This window comes from Saccharibacillus endophyticus, assembly GCF_013185185.1.
In the GTDB taxonomy this organism is placed as follows: domain Bacteria; phylum Bacillota; class Bacilli; order Paenibacillales; family Paenibacillaceae; genus Saccharibacillus; species Saccharibacillus endophyticus.
Window position 1 is genome coordinate 145,732 of sequence record NZ_JAAZWE010000003.1, and the last position, 16,877, is coordinate 162,608.

A 16,877-nucleotide genomic window follows, 5' to 3' on the forward strand; every position below is an offset into this window, starting at 1 on the left:
GCTTTTAAACAGACTTGATAGCTCGCGGCACATCCAGTTACGTCATAGTCATTCCTGCGTATAAGCAATAATTCTGCCCTTAAAAGCCTAAAACGCCCTTTTCAATCGCGAATTGTTGCTTTTTAGCAACAATGATCTCGATTCCAAGCTCGATCCCTAATTATTCTTGCTTTTTCGCAACAATCGAACAATATGCACCCAAAGCGCTTGATCGATCTTGAAAAAATTCAAAAAAGCTGTCCCAAGATATACTTTGGGACAGCCTTTTTTTAGGTTTTTTTCCCTTCCCCAAACTGATCGCGAACGTGCGCACCAGCGGAGGGAGAAATTCAGTGAAAGACGCCTTTGAACGAGGAAAGCTGAAAGCTTTCTTCGTGAGACAGCGGCTTGAACGAATTTCTCCCGAAGCGCCGCCACGCACCCGCAGCGCATCATTCACCCCGCCACCTTCGCGATCTCCCGGAGCAACAGCTTCAACGGATCTCCTTCCTCTGCCGTCCGCATCCGCGCAATATACCGATTCCGCTTACTGTACAATTCCTCAAGCTTGATCACAAAGCGCTCGTCGTCCCAATGCTCTTCGTCGATCGTCTCGGCATAACCGGCGCGGACAAAAGAGTCGGCGTTCAAAATCTGATCGCCGCGGCTTTGTTTCCGTCCAAGCGGACATAGCAGCATCGGTTTTCCAAGTGCCAGATATTCGAAGATCGCGTTAGACCCGGCTCGGCTGAATACGATATCGGCTGCCGCCAAAATATCGGCCATGCCTTCGTTCGCGTATTCGAACTGCCGATATCCGTTCCGGTCCGCCAGCGAATCGTCGAGCCCCTTTTTCCCGCAAAGATGCACGATATCGAAGCGCTCCAACAGCGTATCCAAATTCCGCCGCAAATTCGCATTCAGCGCACGCGAGCCCAGACTTCCGCCGGCGGCTAGCAGTACAGGCTTTTCTCCGTCGAATCCAAGCAGCTCCAGACCGCGGGAGGCTTCGCCCTCTTTCAATTCGGGACGCACGACAGAGCCGATTTGCACCGCTTTGCCGCTTTTGACCGCGGAAGCCGTTTCCGGGAAAGTGGTACACAGCGCGGCCGCGAACGGAAGGGCAAGTTTGTTTGCCAAGCCGGGGGAGTAGTCGGATTCATGAATCAGCGCAGGCACGCGGTTCATCCATGCGCCAAGCACGACCGGAACCGAGACGAACCCGCCTTTGGAAAAGACGACGGACGGCTTCAATCGACGAATCAATCGGCCGGATTGACCGACTCCTTTTAAAATGCGGAACGGATCGGAGAAATTTTGCAGCGAAAAATAACGGCGCAGCTTACCCGTCGCGATCGCATGGTAGGAAACGCCGGGCAGCCCTTCGACTAATTCTTTTTCGATGCCTGTCTCCGATCCGATATAATCGATCGCCCAACCTTGCTGTCGCAGTTCGGGAATAAGCGCCAAGTTGACCGCGACGTGTCCGGCCGAACCGCCTCCGGTCAGCACGATTCGTTTGGAAGTTTCAGCGGCCTGGGCGGATGTATAAGGTTGTGAATGAGAAATCATAATTTGAAAATCTCCTTTGATGGAAACGGTGAATTCGGCGGACAAGGCAAATAGCTGCCACCGCACGTAAGCTCTATTGTACGACCGGAACGCGGAAAAACCAAGAGGCCGAGCAGAAAACGAAATGCGCGAAAACCCGCTGCATACACGTGCTTGCAGCGGGTATCGTTCGAATAAAGATACGGTCGGATTCGAAAGAAAGCTTCCGCCGAACGCGTCCGGCACCTAGATTCGCGGAGAACGGATGCGTAAGGCTGCCAAAAGCTGCAATACTTTGCGCAAAATGTTGCGGCTCGCCATCATTTTCGGCCATAGCAGCGGTTTAGACGAAAAAATGTTGCGAACGTCCATCATTTTGCGTCAGTTTCCTACCAATCGTCGGAAAAAGCGTAAAATTGATGGATGTCTGCAACATTTCAGTTTGAATCTGCTCGTCTAACGAAAAATGCGGGAAATCCGCAACATTTTCTTTCCGCTGCGATCAATCGACACTTTTTGCCGAATCGTTTACTGTCTGATTTACTTGTTTGTCGCTTTTGGCCAACGTTTCGACGATTTCAGGCTGCCGTTCGCGTTTTATTTCAAAATCAGCAGCCGATCGTCGTCCGCGCCCGGCGTACCGCCCGACGTGTTGTTGGTCAGGACGTAGATTTTGCCGTCATGCACCGCGACATCGCGGATACGACCTTCGCCCGTTAATACATCGGTCATCGTTTTGGCGATCGGGTCGAATTGTTTCAGGCTTTGACCGGCCAAGGTCGCGACCAAAATCTTGTTATCCGGCGTTGCGGCGATCCCGGAAGGCGCGATGGCCTGCGGGCCGGCGACGTAATAAGGCGAAATGAGTCCCGGTGCGGTCTGGGTCCCCTGAATGGTCGGCCAGCCGTAGTTGCCGCCCGGCGTGATGACGTTGATTTCGTCCAATCCCGTCGTGTCCGTGCCGCCGCCCGGGATCGGAGCGCCGCTCGGGCCGTGATCGGAGGCATACAGCGTGCCGCTGGATGTCCACGCTAACCCTTGAGAATTGCGCAGTCCGTAGGCGTATACATAGGAATTTTTAAACGGATTGTCTTTCGGAACCATGCCGCTCGTCGTCATGCGCAGCACCTTGCCGCCGTAACTGGAGAGGTCCTGCGACAGCTCGCGTTGGTTCGCGTCTCCGGAAGTGCTGTAGAGCATGCCGTCGGGTCCGATCGCGAGACGTCCGCCTTCGTGAATCCGTCCGCCCGGGATGCCGGACAGCAGCTCTTTTTGTTCGCGCCAAACGCCGTTTACCAGCTTGACTTTGACGATGCGGTTCAGCGCTTTTCCTTTTTCCTCGTAGGCATGATAGACGTACGCGTATTTGTTTTTCGCAAAATTGTCGTCGAGCACGAATCCGGTCAGTCCGGCTTCGCCGACGACGCGCAGCGTCTTTTTGGTACGAAGCTCCTGAACCGTTTGCTTGCCGTTTTTCACTTCGACGATGCCGCCGCCGCGCTGCGTAATGTAGACCGTGTCTCCGGCAAACTGCATCGACCACGGCACTTTCAGCTTCGTGGCCGCGACATCGTATCCGCCCTGCAGCGAGTCGGTCAGCGAAGCCGCGGCGATGCGTACCGGAACGGCTTCGGCAGCGGATGCCGTCGATCCTCCCGATCCGGCAGCCAGCAGTTTGGGGCCTTCCCAAGACGATTCGGTCTGTTGAACGGCGGTTTGTTCGTCTTCGCGCTGCTCTGACGCATAGATCGAGATCGGTACGGCCAAAAGTAACGCGACGGTTATTGCTTTTGTTTTCGAGGTTGGCATGGTGATTCCCCTCCTTCTTTTTCCATTTTTACCCGGTCAGTCCAACCTTAATCGGTTTCGGAGCAGAAAGGAGTTTTTTTTATACACTATCGGAGAATAAGCAGTTTATCATCGTCTTCGGCAGGCGAACCGCGCCCGTCCGTATTGTTGGTCAGAATATAGATTTCGCCTTCCTTCACGGCCACGTCCCGAATACGTCCGACGCCGCTCAGAATTTCCGTCATTTCGCCGGAAGCCGGATCGAACGCCGTCAGGCTTTCTCCCCGCAAGTTCGCAACCAGCAGTTTGCCGTCCGGCGTCGCCGCGATGCCCGAAGGCGCGATCGCCGTTTCCCCGGTGTGATACAGAGGAGGAGTGAATCCGTCTCCCGTTTCGTCGCCCATGACGTCCGGCCAGCCGTAATTCGCACCCGCCCGAATTTCGTTCATTTCGTCATGTCCGCCGGGATTGCCGCTCGGACCGTGCTCGGAAGCGTACATCGTGCCGTCTTCGAGCCAGGCGATGCCCTGCGAGTTGCGGTGGCCGTACGAGTAAACGTAAGAGCCTGCGATCGGATTATCTTCCGGGATTTCGCCTTCCGCGGTCATGCGCAAAATTTTCCCGGCAACGCTACCGACATTCTGCGACGAACTCTCGTCCTGCGCGTCCCCGGTCGTGACGTACAGCATGCCGTCCGGCCCTATCGCGATCCGTCCGCCGTCATGCACGCGCGCGCCCGGTATATCGTCCAGCAGCACGGCCGTTTCGCTCCAGCTCGCGCCGTCCGCGGCTTCTTCGATCCGGATCACCCGATTGCGAATACCGTCGCCTTCTCCGTACGTGTGATACGCATACGCGATGCGCGACTGTTCAAAATCGCGATCCAAAGCGAAACCCAGCAGTCCGCCTTCTCCTTCTTCCAATACTTCCGGGTTCAACGCGATCGGCTGCTCGACCTGTTCGCCGTTTTCAAGCTTGACGATCGAACCGCCGCGCAGCGTCATATAAACGGTGTCGCCGTCGAATTGAATCTCCCACGGCGTATCCAAGTTGTCCGTTACCGTCTCTACTTCTCCCGTCAGCCCGTCCGTGATGCCGGATTCATCGCTTATCGCGGCATTTTCTTCAGCGTCCGCGTCCGTCGATTCTTCGGCAGGCGTTTCTTTGAGCGTATCGTCAACGGATTCATTTCCGGCATTCGGCGTTTGTACAGGAGACTGGGCATCCGGCACGGCTCCCGCAGGAGCGCCGGTTTGACCGGAGCAGGCGGCAAGAGAGAACGCAAGCAGCGGCGCGGCCAGCATTTTTCTATTCCAGATTGTCGTCAAAGAGTCTTCCTCCTTTTGGATATTCGGATATGGTGCTTTCTGTTCGAGCTGAGAAGGCACGTCTTAGGTGTTTTTTACCCGACAAAGGCGTTACCAACCGACTATCCTTTTTTAAAAGGGTTCACTGTGTCGAGACAGTCTGACGCGACTTTCGAAGGCGGCCTGAATCTTTTTTCAAAAGGATTTTTCAGCAATTTTTTCCGGGGATCATTGGTGTTGCGGCTTGGCAATGGTAAAATAAAGCCGAGCGTTTTTTAAACAGAACGCTGAAGTTTTTCTTCAAATTGCTTGTTGGAGGTTGAACGTAATGCCTGAATTTGAACGTATCAGTGAACATATTTATATGATGCATGCCGAGCATGATACGGATCGTCCGATGTTGGCCGCAGTGGTCGGACATAGCCGGACGCTGTTGATCGACGGAGGCAACTCTTCGGCGCACGCGGCTGCTTTTCGTGACTACTTGGAAAAAGAAGGCGTGCGCCCGCCCGACGTGATGGTGCTGACGCATCATCACTGGGACCACTCTTTCGGTCTGGCCGAGTGGAGTCTGCCGACGATCGCCCAGAAAAAGACGGCCGAAATTCTGCGCGGGTTCGCGGAATTGGAATGGAACGCCGATACGGTAGGCCGATTGGTTGCCGAAAGCGTGATCAGCGAGCGTACGAAAAACGATATGCTGGCCGAATACGGAGGAGACTTGACCCGGATCCGCGTCGAAGAACCGAATATCGTGTTCGAACGCTTTATCGACGTGCATCTGGGCGGGCTGACGTGCGAAATTCGTTACGTGGGCGGCGATCATGCGGAAGATTCGTGCGTCGTATACGTGAAGGAAGAAGGGACGCTGTTCCTCGGCGACGCGCTCGCGCAGTCCGTCTACGGCGGTCCGATGAAATATACGACGGGCAAGTTCCTTGCGCTGCTCGATACCGTGTTCGCCTACGGCGCGAATGTGCTGGTCGAGTCGCACGGACGTCCGGTTTCGCGCGAGGAATTTTACGGCGACGTGCGCCGGTACGAGCTGCTGGCCCGTCAGGTGCTTCGGCACGGACGGAACCCGGAAGCGGTCGAAACCGATTTGCGCAGCGAACTGGGCTTAGCCGAGAACGAGGCGCTGCCGGAAGATTTGGCCGAAGCGATTGGATATTTCATGAATGGGTTGGAGAAATAAAATCGAATGATCGTATGGGAAAAGGCCGTGCCGGATCGCGTTATCGCGACGCCGGGCACGGCTTTTTTGCTGCGTATAGGCGTACGCGGGAACCCGGCGCGCCGTGAGGCGCCGGGCTCCGCGTGAGCGAACGGAGGGGCGTGCGGTTTCAAGCGTTCGAACTCGATTCCTGCCCACGTTGCTTGGCGCTCAACGGGGCTGAGCGGGATACCAAGCCGCGTTTTCCGCTGCGCGAACAGCAGGAGTGACTGCCGCCGCGCCCCGACCGGAAGCAACGGCTTCGTCCAGCACTGCCGTCAACTTCTCGACATCCAATACGGCCAAAGCGCGCGATGCCGATCCGATATACAGCTTGCCGTCCTTTTCGTTCAGCAGAGATTGGAGGGAAAGACGCTCCTGCGTTTCGGGAAAGCCGAAGCGCAGTCCGTCGATCCGACCGAGCTGCCTTCCCGTCTTTTTGTCGAACGCCAGCAGATCCCTATCGTAAGGAATCAGCAGGTAATCGCCGATCCGGGCGAAAGGACCGACGCCGAATCGGAATTCCAAGTTGGGATATATCCCGTTGGTTCGGGCTTCCCATAGAGTAACGCCGGTCTTCAAATCAACCGCGGCCGGAATCCGGTTAATGACGGCGTACAGGGTATCGCCGTCTACCAAGCCGCTTTGCATCAGATCCGAACGGGTCCACAGCACGTCACCGGAAGAGGCCTCGATCAACGAAGTCTCATAATCGCGGACGTACGGATTGCGAAGGTTTCGCGTATCGGTTTCGCGTTGAACCAGCAGGTAGCCGCCTAGGTCTTCCACTTCGTCGTTTTCTTCCGCAGCGTAACGGGCTAACGTTTGACCGCTGATCGTATCGATCTTCCGCCAGCCTTCGCCGTCGAATTTGATCCAGCGCGTCCCGTCGGTTTCGGTTAACGCCGGCGAGGCGTCGGGATCATAAACAAGCGACTCGCCTGCATCGATCCGACCTTTATCCGAAGCGACGTTCCAAATATTTTCTCCGGTAAGCGGGTCAAGAGCTTGTAAAGTCCCGCCTTGGGACAGCAGCACATAAGGCTCGTCCGAGCCGCGATTGACCAGATCGTAAGGAGGGCTGACCTGCTTTTTCCATCTTTTTTTGCCTGTTTGTTCATCGAGGGCGATCAGTACGCCGTCGTCACCGCGTTTGGTCGCATCACTCAGCAGCAGGATCGAATCGCCTGCGGCATAGGCGGACGGCCTAACCAGGCCCGGCCAGTCGTACGTCCACAGCACTTTGCCGTCGCTTAGGCGTAAATGAGCCAACGTTCCTTCGTTTTGCCCGTCGCCCGTTGCGCCGTAGCCGTTAATCGTTACGCCGTCACCTGTCGAATCCGGCAAGAAACCGAATCCGGAATGGCCGGCGTCGTATTTCCAGCGAATGCTGCCGTCTTTCCGATCCATGGCATACAGCAGGGAACTGTAGTGAAAGCCGCTGAACCCTTCGTCATCGCTGTACGCAAGCAGGGTACCGTCGTTGGCGTAAACCGAATACGCGTAGTTTGTATCCACCCGGGTGCGCCAATCGAAATCGACGGACAACGAAGGAAGAATCGGCAGTTTTTGATACAACGTATCGAAATCCGCCTCCTCCAGCCAGGCGGATTGGAGAAGCTGTTGATCGTATGAGGTCAACGGCAGAACCCAGTTCAGTCCGACCAAGCGGCCTTGCTCGGAGATATGCACCAGCAGATGCGCGCCCGGAAGCTCGTACCGCCATTCCGTGCCGCCGTTTGTCCAATGATACCGACCGTCTTCGCCCACACCATCGGGGTACCGCATCGGCGCGTCCATGACGGAAAAAGGTTCGCCCAGCAGGCTGCGCACCGTTTCCGATTCAAGGCCCGCCTGCAGTTGTCCGTCCAACGCGGCACGGATCGCGTCGATCGATAAATCGGAATCGGCAGCGAGCAAGCCTCCTTCGAGAGCGGCGGACTCCATGACGTCGTTCGCATTCAACCACAGCAGCATTGCACGGGAATCGTTTTCGCCGCTAGTTCGGCCGAAATCAGGCGAGACGCCGTACCAATCGCCGAAGCGCAGCATCGAGATCAACGGAGCGCCGTCATAGCTCCATGTCGCTTCGCTGTCAGGCGATGCATGAAGCTTGGCTGTCGGAGAAGGGGACAATCGCACGGCAGGCAAGGTTTCGATTCGATCGGATTCGGATTCGGCGTACCAGGTCGGAACCCAGCCGCTGTCTCCGTTTTGTTTGACGCGCAGCCAATCGCCTTCGCGTTCTAACACCTTTACCTCGCTGTCTTCCGCCCAATAATCGTAAGCGATCAGATTGCGCCAGTTTGCGGCCGCGGCCGGTCGATGACGAAGAATAGGGGCGGATGCTTGCAGATCGGCTGTTTCGATCACGGTTGGGGTTTGAAGAGTTGCAGGGTCTGCCGATGCCGCATTCGAACTGTCGGGTGTTGTTGTAGAATCGGGAGCGGCGGCTTGGGCGAAATGGCCCGAGTTTCGGTCGCCCGGAATCGGTGAAACGATCAGCAGTCCGGCGACGAGCAGGGCGACCGTAAAGCGCCGGAACTTTTTTTCGGGATGTATGATGTGCATGAGGCAACCTCCGCATCGAATAGGAATGTATGTGCAAACCGCGAATATGGTGAAAGTTGACGAGTTTGCGCATTCTATCCGGAATGATCGACTCCAAAGCCGAACTGGTTCGTATCGAAATCAGAGACGGGCGTGCGGACTGCTTTCCAGCGCTTCGGCCATGCTGTCTCCGAAAGACAATCCCAGCGATTCGTAAGCAATCAGCACCGCGCCCGCGGCCGGCGTCAAACGAGGCTCCGTCCAGACAAAACGCCGGCCGGGCTGCGCGCACGCCAACTCTTGCAGGCCGTTCAGGAAATAATCGCTGCCGGCTACGCTGCCGGTTTGCGAGATCGGAATATCCGGTCCCGCGAAAAAGGAGGCGAGCAGATCGGCTCCGACGCCGATTTGCCGCAAGGCATCTTCGCATACGCGTACGGCAATCGGCGAACCGGCTTCGGCTTCCCGGGTGACGATAGGCGCGAACAATCCGAACAAGCGGTCTCGCCGCTCGCGATCCAGGCTGAAGCTCCGGCTGGCGGCCTCGGTCAAATCGCGCAGGCTGGGCGTACGGAAAAAGCGCAGCATATCGCGGACAAGCACGCCGTCATCGGGAGTTTCCCGTCCCGCAAGCACGTCGTAGACGGCCTGATAAGCCAGAAAGCGCGCGGCGCTGGCCGCATAGTGGCCGAAATCGTAATTCCGCAGCCATTTCCCGTGCTCGGTATGGGCCAACAGAATCGACCCCGTGCCGGAAGCGACCAAAATGCCCGAACCGCCCGCCAGCGCGCCTCGATGTGCAATAACGGCATCGTTCACGACTCGGCTCGGGCAGGAAAGCCCAAAACCTGCGGCCAGCCGTTCTGCCCAAGATTTGTCTGATTCATTGTCGAGACCTACAATTCCTATAGCCAGAAAAACAACATCTTCCGGCTCGCAAGCGGCTTCTTGGATCGCTTCGCGCATTAGAGCCGCGAGCGGTTCCGTCTCCGTACGCTTGCGAGGGAGTTCGTCCGTTTCTTTTTTGATAAACGCCCGTACTCGTCCGGCAAGATCGGCGATCATGATCCGTACATTCGTTCCGCCCATATCGACACCCGCAACGACGGAGTCGGCATTGATTTTTTCCAGCATGAAAAGCCTCCTCAAAGATGGATGAATATACGTTTTAATGATTCGAATTGTAACTGCTCGCTCTGGATTCATCAAATTTCAACCGTTAATCTCGTTTGGCTGAACCCGTCTGCATGAACGAATTTGAATGTTGATCTTTTGCATGCATTTCGAAAAAGCCGGGATGGTGCAGAATGCTTACCATTCGCTTCGCGCTAAAATCAAGCCGGCAAGCGGCACGCCCTGTTCCTCGACGAAAACAGTAAAGCGAATATCGCGGCAGGATTGAAGCTGTTGCTCGGTTGTAACGTCCAGCAGTCGGAATTGCATGACATGACCTTCTTTCTGATATAATGGGAATGGATGTTTGGAAGAGCTGTCGGACTGATCGATATTCGAATGGGTTCGAAATGAAGTTATTATATCTCAGTATCGTTTATACAGGGAGAGTCGTATTTCGCTGATGAAGGAGGTCTGCGTCGTGAAAGAAGTGCTTCGAGAAGTCGAGGCGATTGCGCGCTGTTCGGAAGCGATCAGCAGCATCGAATTCAAGCATCTTAAGCTGTCGCGCGGGCTGCATTTGTATTTGACGTTCGTTTGCGAGAATCCAGGCGAACCTGCCGGAACGGTGCCTGATCGCCTGAAAGTCAAGCGCGCCGCGGCTTCGCGCGCGCTGCGAAAGCTGGAAGACGAAGGGCTGATCGTGCTGCGGGAAGCTCCGAACCTGCGCAAAGACAAGCGAGTCTATCCGACAGAAACGGGCAAGTCGGCTTACTTGTTCATTCAAGACGAAGGCGAATATTCGGATGAGTCTTCGCTGCGCGGACTATCCCCGGAGGAGACGGCTCAACTTCTGGATATGCTGTATCGGGTCAGGCTTAACGTGGAAAAAGATTGGCGCTTTGTCCAAAAAGGCGGTCGTCGTCCCTATATTCACGATTACTATAATCGCTTGATTGCTGCCGAAGCCCGGGAACAAGAGCTTGATGAACAGCTTTGCGATGCAAGGCCGGCGCAGGAAAGCAAAGAGTCGAACGAGACCTTTTCCGATCCGAAAGCGAATACGGAAACGGCCCGCCAAGTCTCGCTCTGGACCTATGAGGAGAGTGCGGAGCAGGACGCGAAACGGAATTCGGAAAACAAATCGTTCGCAGACCGGGAAGTCGAGTGATTTTGCATCCTTTATGTACGCCTACCGCGGATATACATCCCACCATTTTATATACAGAAAGGAGCGGGTGCCGTTGTTGAACGTGCCGCCGTCCTCTTTTATCCTGACGCCCTATGTTGCGAAAATCGCTTGCGAACCGGGCTGGAAATGGCAAAAACGTGAGCAGCCGCTTCAGAACTATGACCTGTTCTACGTATGGAGCGGGGAGGGGAGGCTGCTGCTGAACGACGAACCGCACGAGATCGGGAAAGGGAGCTGCTTCCTGTTCCGGCCGGGCGATCATACCAGCGCGACGCATAATCCGCAGAAGCCGCTTGTGCTGACTTATATCCACTTTAACATCGAAGGCGAAACATCCGAGATTCCGCGTGCTTATCGCGTGCTCGGAGAAACGGTCGACTTCGAATATTTGTTGTCCCGTTATGTTCGTCTGTTCCTGAGCGAGACGTACGGGGCGGACGAAGAAGCCAAGCTGCTGCTGAAGCAAATGATGATCCAATTGCTGCGCGGCGACCGCGAAGAACCGGCGGAACGCCGCGGCAGCAATCATTTGTACGAGGTGGTGCAGGAGGCGGCCAATTACGTTCGTCAGCATCCGAGCCTGGCTCACCGGGTGGAGGATCTGGCAGCGCGTGCCGGGTTGTCGCCGAGATATTTTTCCGCCAAGTTCAAGGAGTTGGTCGGAGCATCCGTGCAATCGTACATCATTCGCATGCGGATCGAGCGCGCGCAGCATCTGCTCGGCCATGCCGGAATGAACGTGACGGAGGTCGCCGAAGCGCTCGGGTATCGCGATATCTTTTTCTTCAGCCGTCAATTCAAGCAATATACGGGCAAAAGTCCTTCGGAAATTCGCTGAAACCCTATACGAATTCGTTTAAAATTTTTCATTTCGCCTGCCCGCCTGTTTGAGAATTGACGCAGTCGGGTAAACACTCGTTAGCTTTCATTCCCGAGACGCCAGAGCGCCGGGGTGGGGAAGGAGGAGTCGAGATGTTTAACAAAAGACGGATTCGCAGCGGAGCAGGACGCACCGGGGGCAGTGCCATCTTCCGCAATCGTCTGCGCCGGGTAAAAGCCGCGGAACAAAGCGAGCTGTGGTTCTAAGACGCCGATTTACTCAATCTTACGCTAATTCATGAACGACGATATAAGCGGTAACCGGGTTCGGCTAGGTTAGCCTTTTGCCCGTGACGCGTTTCTTTTTTCGTACAAGGAACGCGCCGGAATGTTACATATTTCTTGGTACGCGAAGGCTCTAACCTTGCAGCGTGCATTTCGAAAAAGACCGCCGGAGCGATCCGGCGGTCTTTTTCGCGCGTCGCGAGTCCGAAAGAAGGTTCGCTTGCGACAGCCTCATGACGAAGTCGTCTCCGGCGATACGGCGGGAAGGCGTTCGTATTCAAGGAAAGGGTCGGGAATATCCAGGCTGTATGCTTCGGTGTCGCTCGCTCCGACATAAAGAACCGCGCGACCGTTCATCTCTCGCGTCAACCCTCCGCTGAATATGACGTCGATCAGATCGCTGCGTTTGGCGGGGCCCGGAGGAAAATCGCTGCGGACAGCAATAATTTTGATCTCCGTCTTTTCAAGGCTCCACGGGTCCAATCCAAAAGTCATGGCGTAATAATGCAGCAGCCCGTTTTCGTCCCTGTACGAGATATGGCCGAGTACGCCCAGAATGCCGTTGCTGAGCATATGCACCTCGTTCGCGCCGCCCCATTCTTCTTTAATGAATTGATCCCGGAATAAGTGGGCATGCAGGAAGATCGTTTCGGACAGCTCGTCGAAAGACTCGATAATGTTGAAGCCGATTACGGCGATGCTTCCTTCCACGCCGAAGGGTCTGGAGAAAAAGCCGACCTTGCCGTTCGTCAGCGGAGTCAGGCGGATATCTTTCATGTTCCAAGGTCCGGATTTGACATGAACCAGTTCATGCAGGACATAACCGTGATAAAGCACGGTTCGCCAACCTTCGATATGATGATCGGGTTCCTGCGAAAACTGAAGCTGCACACCGCCCATGATCCATTCGTTGTTGAGCCGGGTCAGGAACGGGTCTTGAAGCCGGAAACGGGGCAGGTTCAGCTTGGGGGTCCAAACGCCGTTTTCCGACGTGAAGAAAATGATCTCCGAATCCTCCGAACTTCGTTCCTCGACGCGACCTGCCAGATACCATTCCCCTTCATTCCAAAATGGAGCGGTTATATTGTACACATCTTTTCCTTCGACGCCGTGGAAGATTAATTTGCGGGCATTCGTATGGGCGGGCGTGTATTCTTTAAGGAGTTCCGTGCAGCTTTTGGGCGTCCATTTGGTTTTCATTATCCGCTACCCGCTTCCTTGGATACGCTGTTTCTTGCGGCGTGCCGAATAGGCAGCATGACTGCGCGGGCCATACAGTAAGAGACGATGTTCTCTGAACCTTGATTGAGGTTCAGGCCTTTCGAATGAATGCCGTCGTAACAGCCGCCCGTATCCGCGTCGATGAGCGTCTGCTGTATCGAATTGCCGCCGTGAAACCACTCGAAGCAGCGCACGGCCAGTTCGTAATAAAAATGAACCTTGAACACGCGGTAAGCTTCAAGGCAAGCGAACATCATCTCGCAGGCTTCGATCGGCTGCTCGTCGTACAGCGCGGAGGTCTTTCCGCGCTCGTACCAGCCGTGGCTGCCGATCGGTCTGAAAAAACCTTCGGAAACGAAGGTTTTCTGCGTCAGGAATTCCAGGCTTTCCTTCGCGATCGCCGCGTATGCCCCATTTTCGGGCGACAGGCCGGATACTTTCAACAAAGCCCAGGGGAGCATGGCATTTCCGTAAGTCAGCGAGTCTTCGTACCAATGCCAATCCTCCTGCCGATACCTCTCGTAATTGAGACGAAGGCGTTCGGCCGAGGCATGGACCAGCGCTTCGATTCTGGCTTGCGGAAGGAATGCCGGATCAAACGCTTCGGAACGGGCATGAGGAAGCGTGTATTCGAGTGCCCGCGGAGCTTCCAGAACCGCGGTCAATCCGATCAAAGCATAAGAGAGCGCTCTCGGCGAACTTAGCGTTTCCAGATGCGGGAGCGCGCGATCCAACATGTATTTGCAGGTGTTTTGCAGATTGTCCGGTAATTTGTTGTGGGCGATCACGCAGCCCAGCGCCCAGACGCAGCGCCCTTGGCAATCGTCGGAACCGACGGTTTCCGAGAATGAACGGTCGTAATTCATGAAGTTCCGAAAGCTTCCGTCCGGATTTTGTGCATGGTACAAGAAAGAAAGGTACGTATGAGCCAGATTGAGAACGGACTCGTCCTGCCGTTTCGCGTAGGATAAGACGCACGCGATCAGCGCCCGCGCATTGTCGTCCGACGTATATCCTTTGGAACGGTCGGGGACGCCGAACTTGGTATGCTGGAAGACGCCTGTGTCATCCGTCAGTCGCTGCAAATAAGAGAATGGGAGCACGAAATGTTCGGCGAGGTCTTTCAAACGGCACTTCCTTTAAGCAAGCAGGTACGTAAAAGCGACGCGTATTCCCCCGCGATTTCGTTCCAGCGCATTTTTTGGCCCAATATCAGCGTGCGGCGTTCCATGTCGGCCTTCAACGCCGGTTGGTCGAGCACACTTAGAATCTGATGCTTCAACGAAGCGGAGTCTCTGAATTCCGCCAGAAGTCCGCGTCCGTCCGCCAACATTTCCTGCGCATAGCGGTACGGCGTGGAGATAACGACTCTTCCGTAACCGATTCCGTAAGCCAAAGTTCCGCTGACCGCCTGATCCTTGCCGAGATAAGGCGTCAGATAGATGTCCGACATAACGAGCGACTGGACGACTTCCTTTTGAGACAGGTGCTTATCCACGAACAGAACGTTGCCGTCCAGTTCCAATTCGTGCACCCGTTTCCGGAGAGTTTCGCGGTAAGTTTCTCCTTCGAGGCGTTTGATGCCCGGGTGCGTTCGACCCCAAACGATATACAGCGCCTCCGGATGGGATTCGACTACGCCTTTCATGGCTTCGATGGCGTATTCGATGCCTTTGCCCGGGCCGAGAAATCCGAACGTTGACAGAATCTGGCGGTCGGCGTAGCCGAACCGTTCTTTTAACTCTTCCCGGCTTTCGGTCGAAACGGTCGGAACGCCGTGATGATGCATCTCGATTTTAGAGGGGGAAATGCCGTACACATCGATCAGATCGTCGATTTTGTTGCGGGCCATGGTGATGACTTTGAAGCTGAGCGCCGCCAATTCTTTCATGATCCGGCGTTGTTCCGGAGAAGGAGCCGCCAGCACGGTGTGGAAAATGACAATGAACGGAATCTTTAGGGTCGAGGCAAAGTCGAGAACGTACCGGCCGTTTTCTCCGCCGTAGATGCCGAATTCGTGCTGAATGATTACCACGTCCGTATCGGTTCGGTTCAGCTCCGCCGCGGCTTCGGCATAATGGCGCTGCTTGTTTTGATTGATTCTGCCGATCACTCGATGACCGTAACGATACGATCGGCCTTCTTCGACGGAGACCATGGAAGTTTGGGCGAAATCTTCAAACTTTTCAAGCTGATCCATCATATCCTGCGAAAATACGGCCAATCCGCATTCGCGCGGAAGGCTGGTGCCGATGAATGCGACTTTGATCCGAGCGTCTGAAACTATCTTTTCGATATTCATAATATCTCCTTTTTATTACATATTTTGGATATTTATGAGCGTAAAAAAAGAATAAAGGTTCCTTTATTCTTGCGAAAATGAATGAAACTATGAAAGGGATGACGGCAACGGGATAGGAGCAAGCATGCCGGGGAAAAGGAATCGATGCTGTGAGCAGGAAGTCGAAAGAGGTCAGAAAGAGAAGAGCGCGTCCGATCGAATGATTCTGGGACAACCGTAACACCGATTCGGAATTATGTAAAGTAAGTTAGCTTTATATGTTAGAAAATATAACAAATTCTAAGCATGTCGGAGGAGCGGTTCAAGAGTGAAAAAAAGAATGATGAAAGATGCGGAACGCCGAACGGCGATTGTGACGGGAGCTTCCAGCGGCTTCGGCATGCATATTGCCGTTCAGTTGGCGCTCAGCGGCGTACGCGTAGCTGCCTGCATGAGACGGCCGGAATCCGCAGAAAAGCTGAGAGCTGCCGTTCGGGAAGCCGATATGGCCGCTGAAGCGACAGGCGATCCGGGTTCGCTTTTCGAGAATGACGATCCGGCGAGTGCGCTAGGGCCGATCGGATCCGGCGCGGTATCCGGCTTGATTTTTCCGGTTCGGTTGGACGTTTGCGACGATGCTCGGGCGGCGGAAGCGGTCCTGCAGATTCGAGAACATTTCGGACGCATCGATATTCTGGTCAATAATGCAGGCATGGCGATGGGCGGATTCGTCGGCGAAGTGCCGATGGAGGGCTGGCGCGAGCAGTTTGCCGTGAATGTGTTCGGCTTGATCGCGATGACGGGGGCGGTCATTCCGCATATGCGCGAAGCGCGCAGCGGCTGCATCATTCAGATGAGCAGCGTGAGCGGCGCGATCGGCCTGCCGGGGTACGGCCCTTACGTATCGTCGAAGTTCGCGATCGAAGGTTTCAGCGAATCGTTGGCGTTGGAGACCGCGCCTTACGGGATTCGCACGTATGTGCTGGAGCCTGCTTCGTACAAGACGGATATCTGGGAAAAAGGCTTCGCGGGCATTCACAAGGCGGACGGATCGCCCAACGAAGCTGCACTCAATCGGATGCTGGACATGTCGCGCGCCAGTGCGGAAGGCGGCGGCGATCCAAGAATCGTGGCGAAGCTGGCGGCGGATTTGGCACTCGGAAAAAAAGGGCGCGGGCGCTTCCGTTACGTGCTTCCGCGCGGTGCGGCTTTGCTTGTCGCGTTGAAAAAAAGACTGCCGTTCCGGCTGGTACAGGCGGTCATGCTGCGCATTTTGCATCGGGGCATGAAGAAATGAGTACCCGAAAATTCGTGGTTGCGTCCGCGAACGAAACGGTGTAGGGTAAAAGGCAACTGCATAACGATACGGGGGTCCGGGGTAGCCGGGCTGAGACTGAAGCCGCACCATCCGCTTCTGACCGTTAATCTGATCTGGGTCATGCCAGCGTAGAGAATTCGTATCCGTCCGTGAAACTAACGGCTTTCTGCGCATTTTTTATGCCGGAAAGCCGTTTTTTGTCGTTCGCGGCTGCCGATCATATCGGTCGAACCATCGTTCGTTAGCGCAGGGAAACAAAC

14 protein-coding genes are annotated in these 16,877 nt (G+C 55.2%); 4 read left to right on the plus strand and 10 right to left on the minus strand.

Features of this window, described 5'->3' with window-relative positions; all coding sequences use genetic code 11:
- Nucleotides 1-160 precede the first annotated feature (160 nt).
- The 4 genes from HRQ63_RS11975 to HRQ63_RS11990 all read right to left on the minus strand — a co-directional run bounded on the left by HRQ63_RS11975 (nt 161) and on the right by HRQ63_RS11990 (nt 4,646).
- Nucleotides 161-439 carry a hypothetical protein gene (locus tag HRQ63_RS11975; RefSeq protein ID WP_172243815.1) on the minus strand — a complete coding sequence of 93 codons (279 nt, stop codon included), beginning with the start codon at nt 437-439 and terminating at the stop codon, nt 161-163.
- Nucleotides 436-1,551: an undecaprenyldiphospho-muramoylpentapeptide beta-N-acetylglucosaminyltransferase gene (locus HRQ63_RS11980; RefSeq protein WP_172243816.1), complete on the minus strand. Its 1,116-nt coding sequence runs from the start codon at nt 1,549-1,551 to the stop codon at nt 436-438. The genes HRQ63_RS11975 and HRQ63_RS11980 overlap by 4 nt, the downstream gene beginning before the upstream one ends.
- Nucleotides 1,552-2,127: 576 nt before the next feature.
- On the minus strand, nt 2,128-3,339 hold the full coding sequence (locus HRQ63_RS11985; RefSeq protein WP_172243817.1) for a PQQ-dependent sugar dehydrogenase: 1,212 nt from the start codon (nt 3,337-3,339) through the stop codon (nt 2,128-2,130).
- An 86-nt stretch (nt 3,340-3,425) separates the two neighbouring features.
- A complete protein-coding gene (locus HRQ63_RS11990) occupies nt 3,426-4,646 on the minus strand; it encodes a PQQ-dependent sugar dehydrogenase (protein WP_229714168.1) in 1,221 nt (406 codons plus the stop codon).
- A 307-nt stretch (nt 4,647-4,953) separates the two neighbouring features.
- On the opposite strand from HRQ63_RS11990, the gene HRQ63_RS11995 reads away from it, so the two are divergent.
- Nucleotides 4,954-5,820 carry an MBL fold metallo-hydrolase gene (locus HRQ63_RS11995; RefSeq protein ID WP_172243818.1) on the plus strand — a complete coding sequence of 289 codons (867 nt, stop codon included), beginning with the start codon at nt 4,954-4,956 and terminating at the stop codon, nt 5,818-5,820.
- 189 nt (nt 5,821-6,009) lie between these two features.
- Here the strand turns inward: HRQ63_RS11995 and HRQ63_RS12000 are convergent, their stop codons facing one another.
- The 3 genes from HRQ63_RS12000 to HRQ63_RS26175 all read right to left on the minus strand — a co-directional run bounded on the left by HRQ63_RS12000 (nt 6,010) and on the right by HRQ63_RS26175 (nt 9,831).
- Nucleotides 6,010-8,409, minus strand: coding sequence for an outer membrane protein assembly factor BamB family protein (locus HRQ63_RS12000; protein WP_172243819.1), 2,400 nt, complete (start codon nt 8,407-8,409; stop codon nt 6,010-6,012).
- A gap of 120 nt (nt 8,410-8,529) precedes the next feature.
- Nucleotides 8,530-9,522 (minus strand): N-acetylglucosamine kinase, encoded by a 993-nt coding sequence (locus tag HRQ63_RS12005; RefSeq protein ID WP_172243821.1) that lies wholly within the window; start codon nt 9,520-9,522, stop codon nt 8,530-8,532.
- 177 nt (nt 9,523-9,699) lie between these two features.
- Entirely contained in the window at nt 9,700-9,831 is a 132-nt protein-coding gene (locus HRQ63_RS26175) for a hypothetical protein (protein ID WP_268239458.1), read from the minus strand.
- A 151-nt stretch (nt 9,832-9,982) separates the two neighbouring features.
- Between HRQ63_RS26175 and HRQ63_RS12015 the strand changes: the two genes are divergently transcribed.
- A complete protein-coding gene (locus tag HRQ63_RS12015) occupies nt 9,983-10,672 on the plus strand; it encodes a MarR family winged helix-turn-helix transcriptional regulator (protein ID WP_172243823.1) in 690 nt (229 codons plus the stop codon).
- A 73-nt stretch (nt 10,673-10,745) separates the two neighbouring features.
- Nucleotides 10,746-11,531 (plus strand): helix-turn-helix domain-containing protein, encoded by a 786-nt coding sequence (locus HRQ63_RS12020; protein WP_172243825.1) that lies wholly within the window; start codon nt 10,746-10,748, stop codon nt 11,529-11,531.
- A 497-nt stretch (nt 11,532-12,028) separates the two neighbouring features.
- On the opposite strand, the gene HRQ63_RS12025 is transcribed toward HRQ63_RS12020, so the two are convergent.
- From HRQ63_RS12025 to HRQ63_RS12035, 3 genes are read right to left on the minus strand one after another with little or no spacing between them, the layout of a single operon-like run.
- Nucleotides 12,029-12,997, minus strand: coding sequence for a DUF1861 family protein (locus tag HRQ63_RS12025; protein ID WP_216673924.1), 969 nt, complete (start codon nt 12,995-12,997; stop codon nt 12,029-12,031).
- On the minus strand, nt 12,997-14,145 hold the full coding sequence (locus HRQ63_RS12030) for a glycosyltransferase (RefSeq protein WP_172243827.1): 1,149 nt from the start codon (nt 14,143-14,145) through the stop codon (nt 12,997-12,999). The genes HRQ63_RS12025 and HRQ63_RS12030 overlap by 1 nt, the downstream gene beginning before the upstream one ends.
- Nucleotides 14,142-15,320: a glycosyltransferase family 4 protein gene (locus HRQ63_RS12035; protein ID WP_172243829.1), complete on the minus strand. Its 1,179-nt coding sequence runs from the start codon at nt 15,318-15,320 to the stop codon at nt 14,142-14,144. The genes HRQ63_RS12030 and HRQ63_RS12035 overlap by 4 nt, the downstream gene beginning before the upstream one ends.
- A 307-nt stretch (nt 15,321-15,627) precedes the next feature.
- Here HRQ63_RS12035 and HRQ63_RS12040 point away from each other — a divergent pair, with 307 nt between their 5' ends.
- Nucleotides 15,628-16,596, plus strand: coding sequence for an SDR family NAD(P)-dependent oxidoreductase (locus HRQ63_RS12040; RefSeq protein ID WP_229714169.1), 969 nt, complete (start codon nt 15,628-15,630; stop codon nt 16,594-16,596).
- Nucleotides 16,597-16,877: the final 281 nt, after the last annotated feature.

What these genes read in the sequence shown, in the direction of transcription:
- HRQ63_RS11985 (WP_172243817.1), bottom strand. Translation starts at nt 3,339, where the DNA reads ATGCCAACCTCGAAAACAAAAGCAATAACCGTCGCGTTACTTTTGGCC.
- HRQ63_RS12005 (WP_172243821.1), bottom strand. Translation starts at nt 9,522, where the DNA reads ATGCTGGAAAAAATCAATGCCGACTCCGTCGTTGCGGGTGTCGATATG.
- HRQ63_RS12035 (WP_172243829.1), bottom strand. Translation starts at nt 15,320, where the DNA reads ATGAATATCGAAAAGATAGTTTCAGACGCTCGGATCAAAGTCGCATTC.
- HRQ63_RS11995 (WP_172243818.1), top strand. Translation starts at nt 4,954, where the DNA reads ATGCCTGAATTTGAACGTATCAGTGAACATATTTATATGATGCATGCC.
- HRQ63_RS12025 (WP_216673924.1), bottom strand. Translation starts at nt 12,997, where the DNA reads ATGAAAACCAAATGGACGCCCAAAAGCTGCACGGAACTCCTTAAAGAA.
- HRQ63_RS11980 (WP_172243816.1), bottom strand. Translation starts at nt 1,551, where the DNA reads ATGATTTCTCATTCACAACCTTATACATCCGCCCAGGCCGCTGAAACT.
- HRQ63_RS26175 (WP_268239458.1), bottom strand. Translation starts at nt 9,831, where the DNA reads ATGCAATTCCGACTGCTGGACGTTACAACCGAGCAACAGCTTCAATCC.
- HRQ63_RS12000 (WP_172243819.1), bottom strand. Translation starts at nt 8,409, where the DNA reads ATGCACATCATACATCCCGAAAAAAAGTTCCGGCGCTTTACGGTCGCC.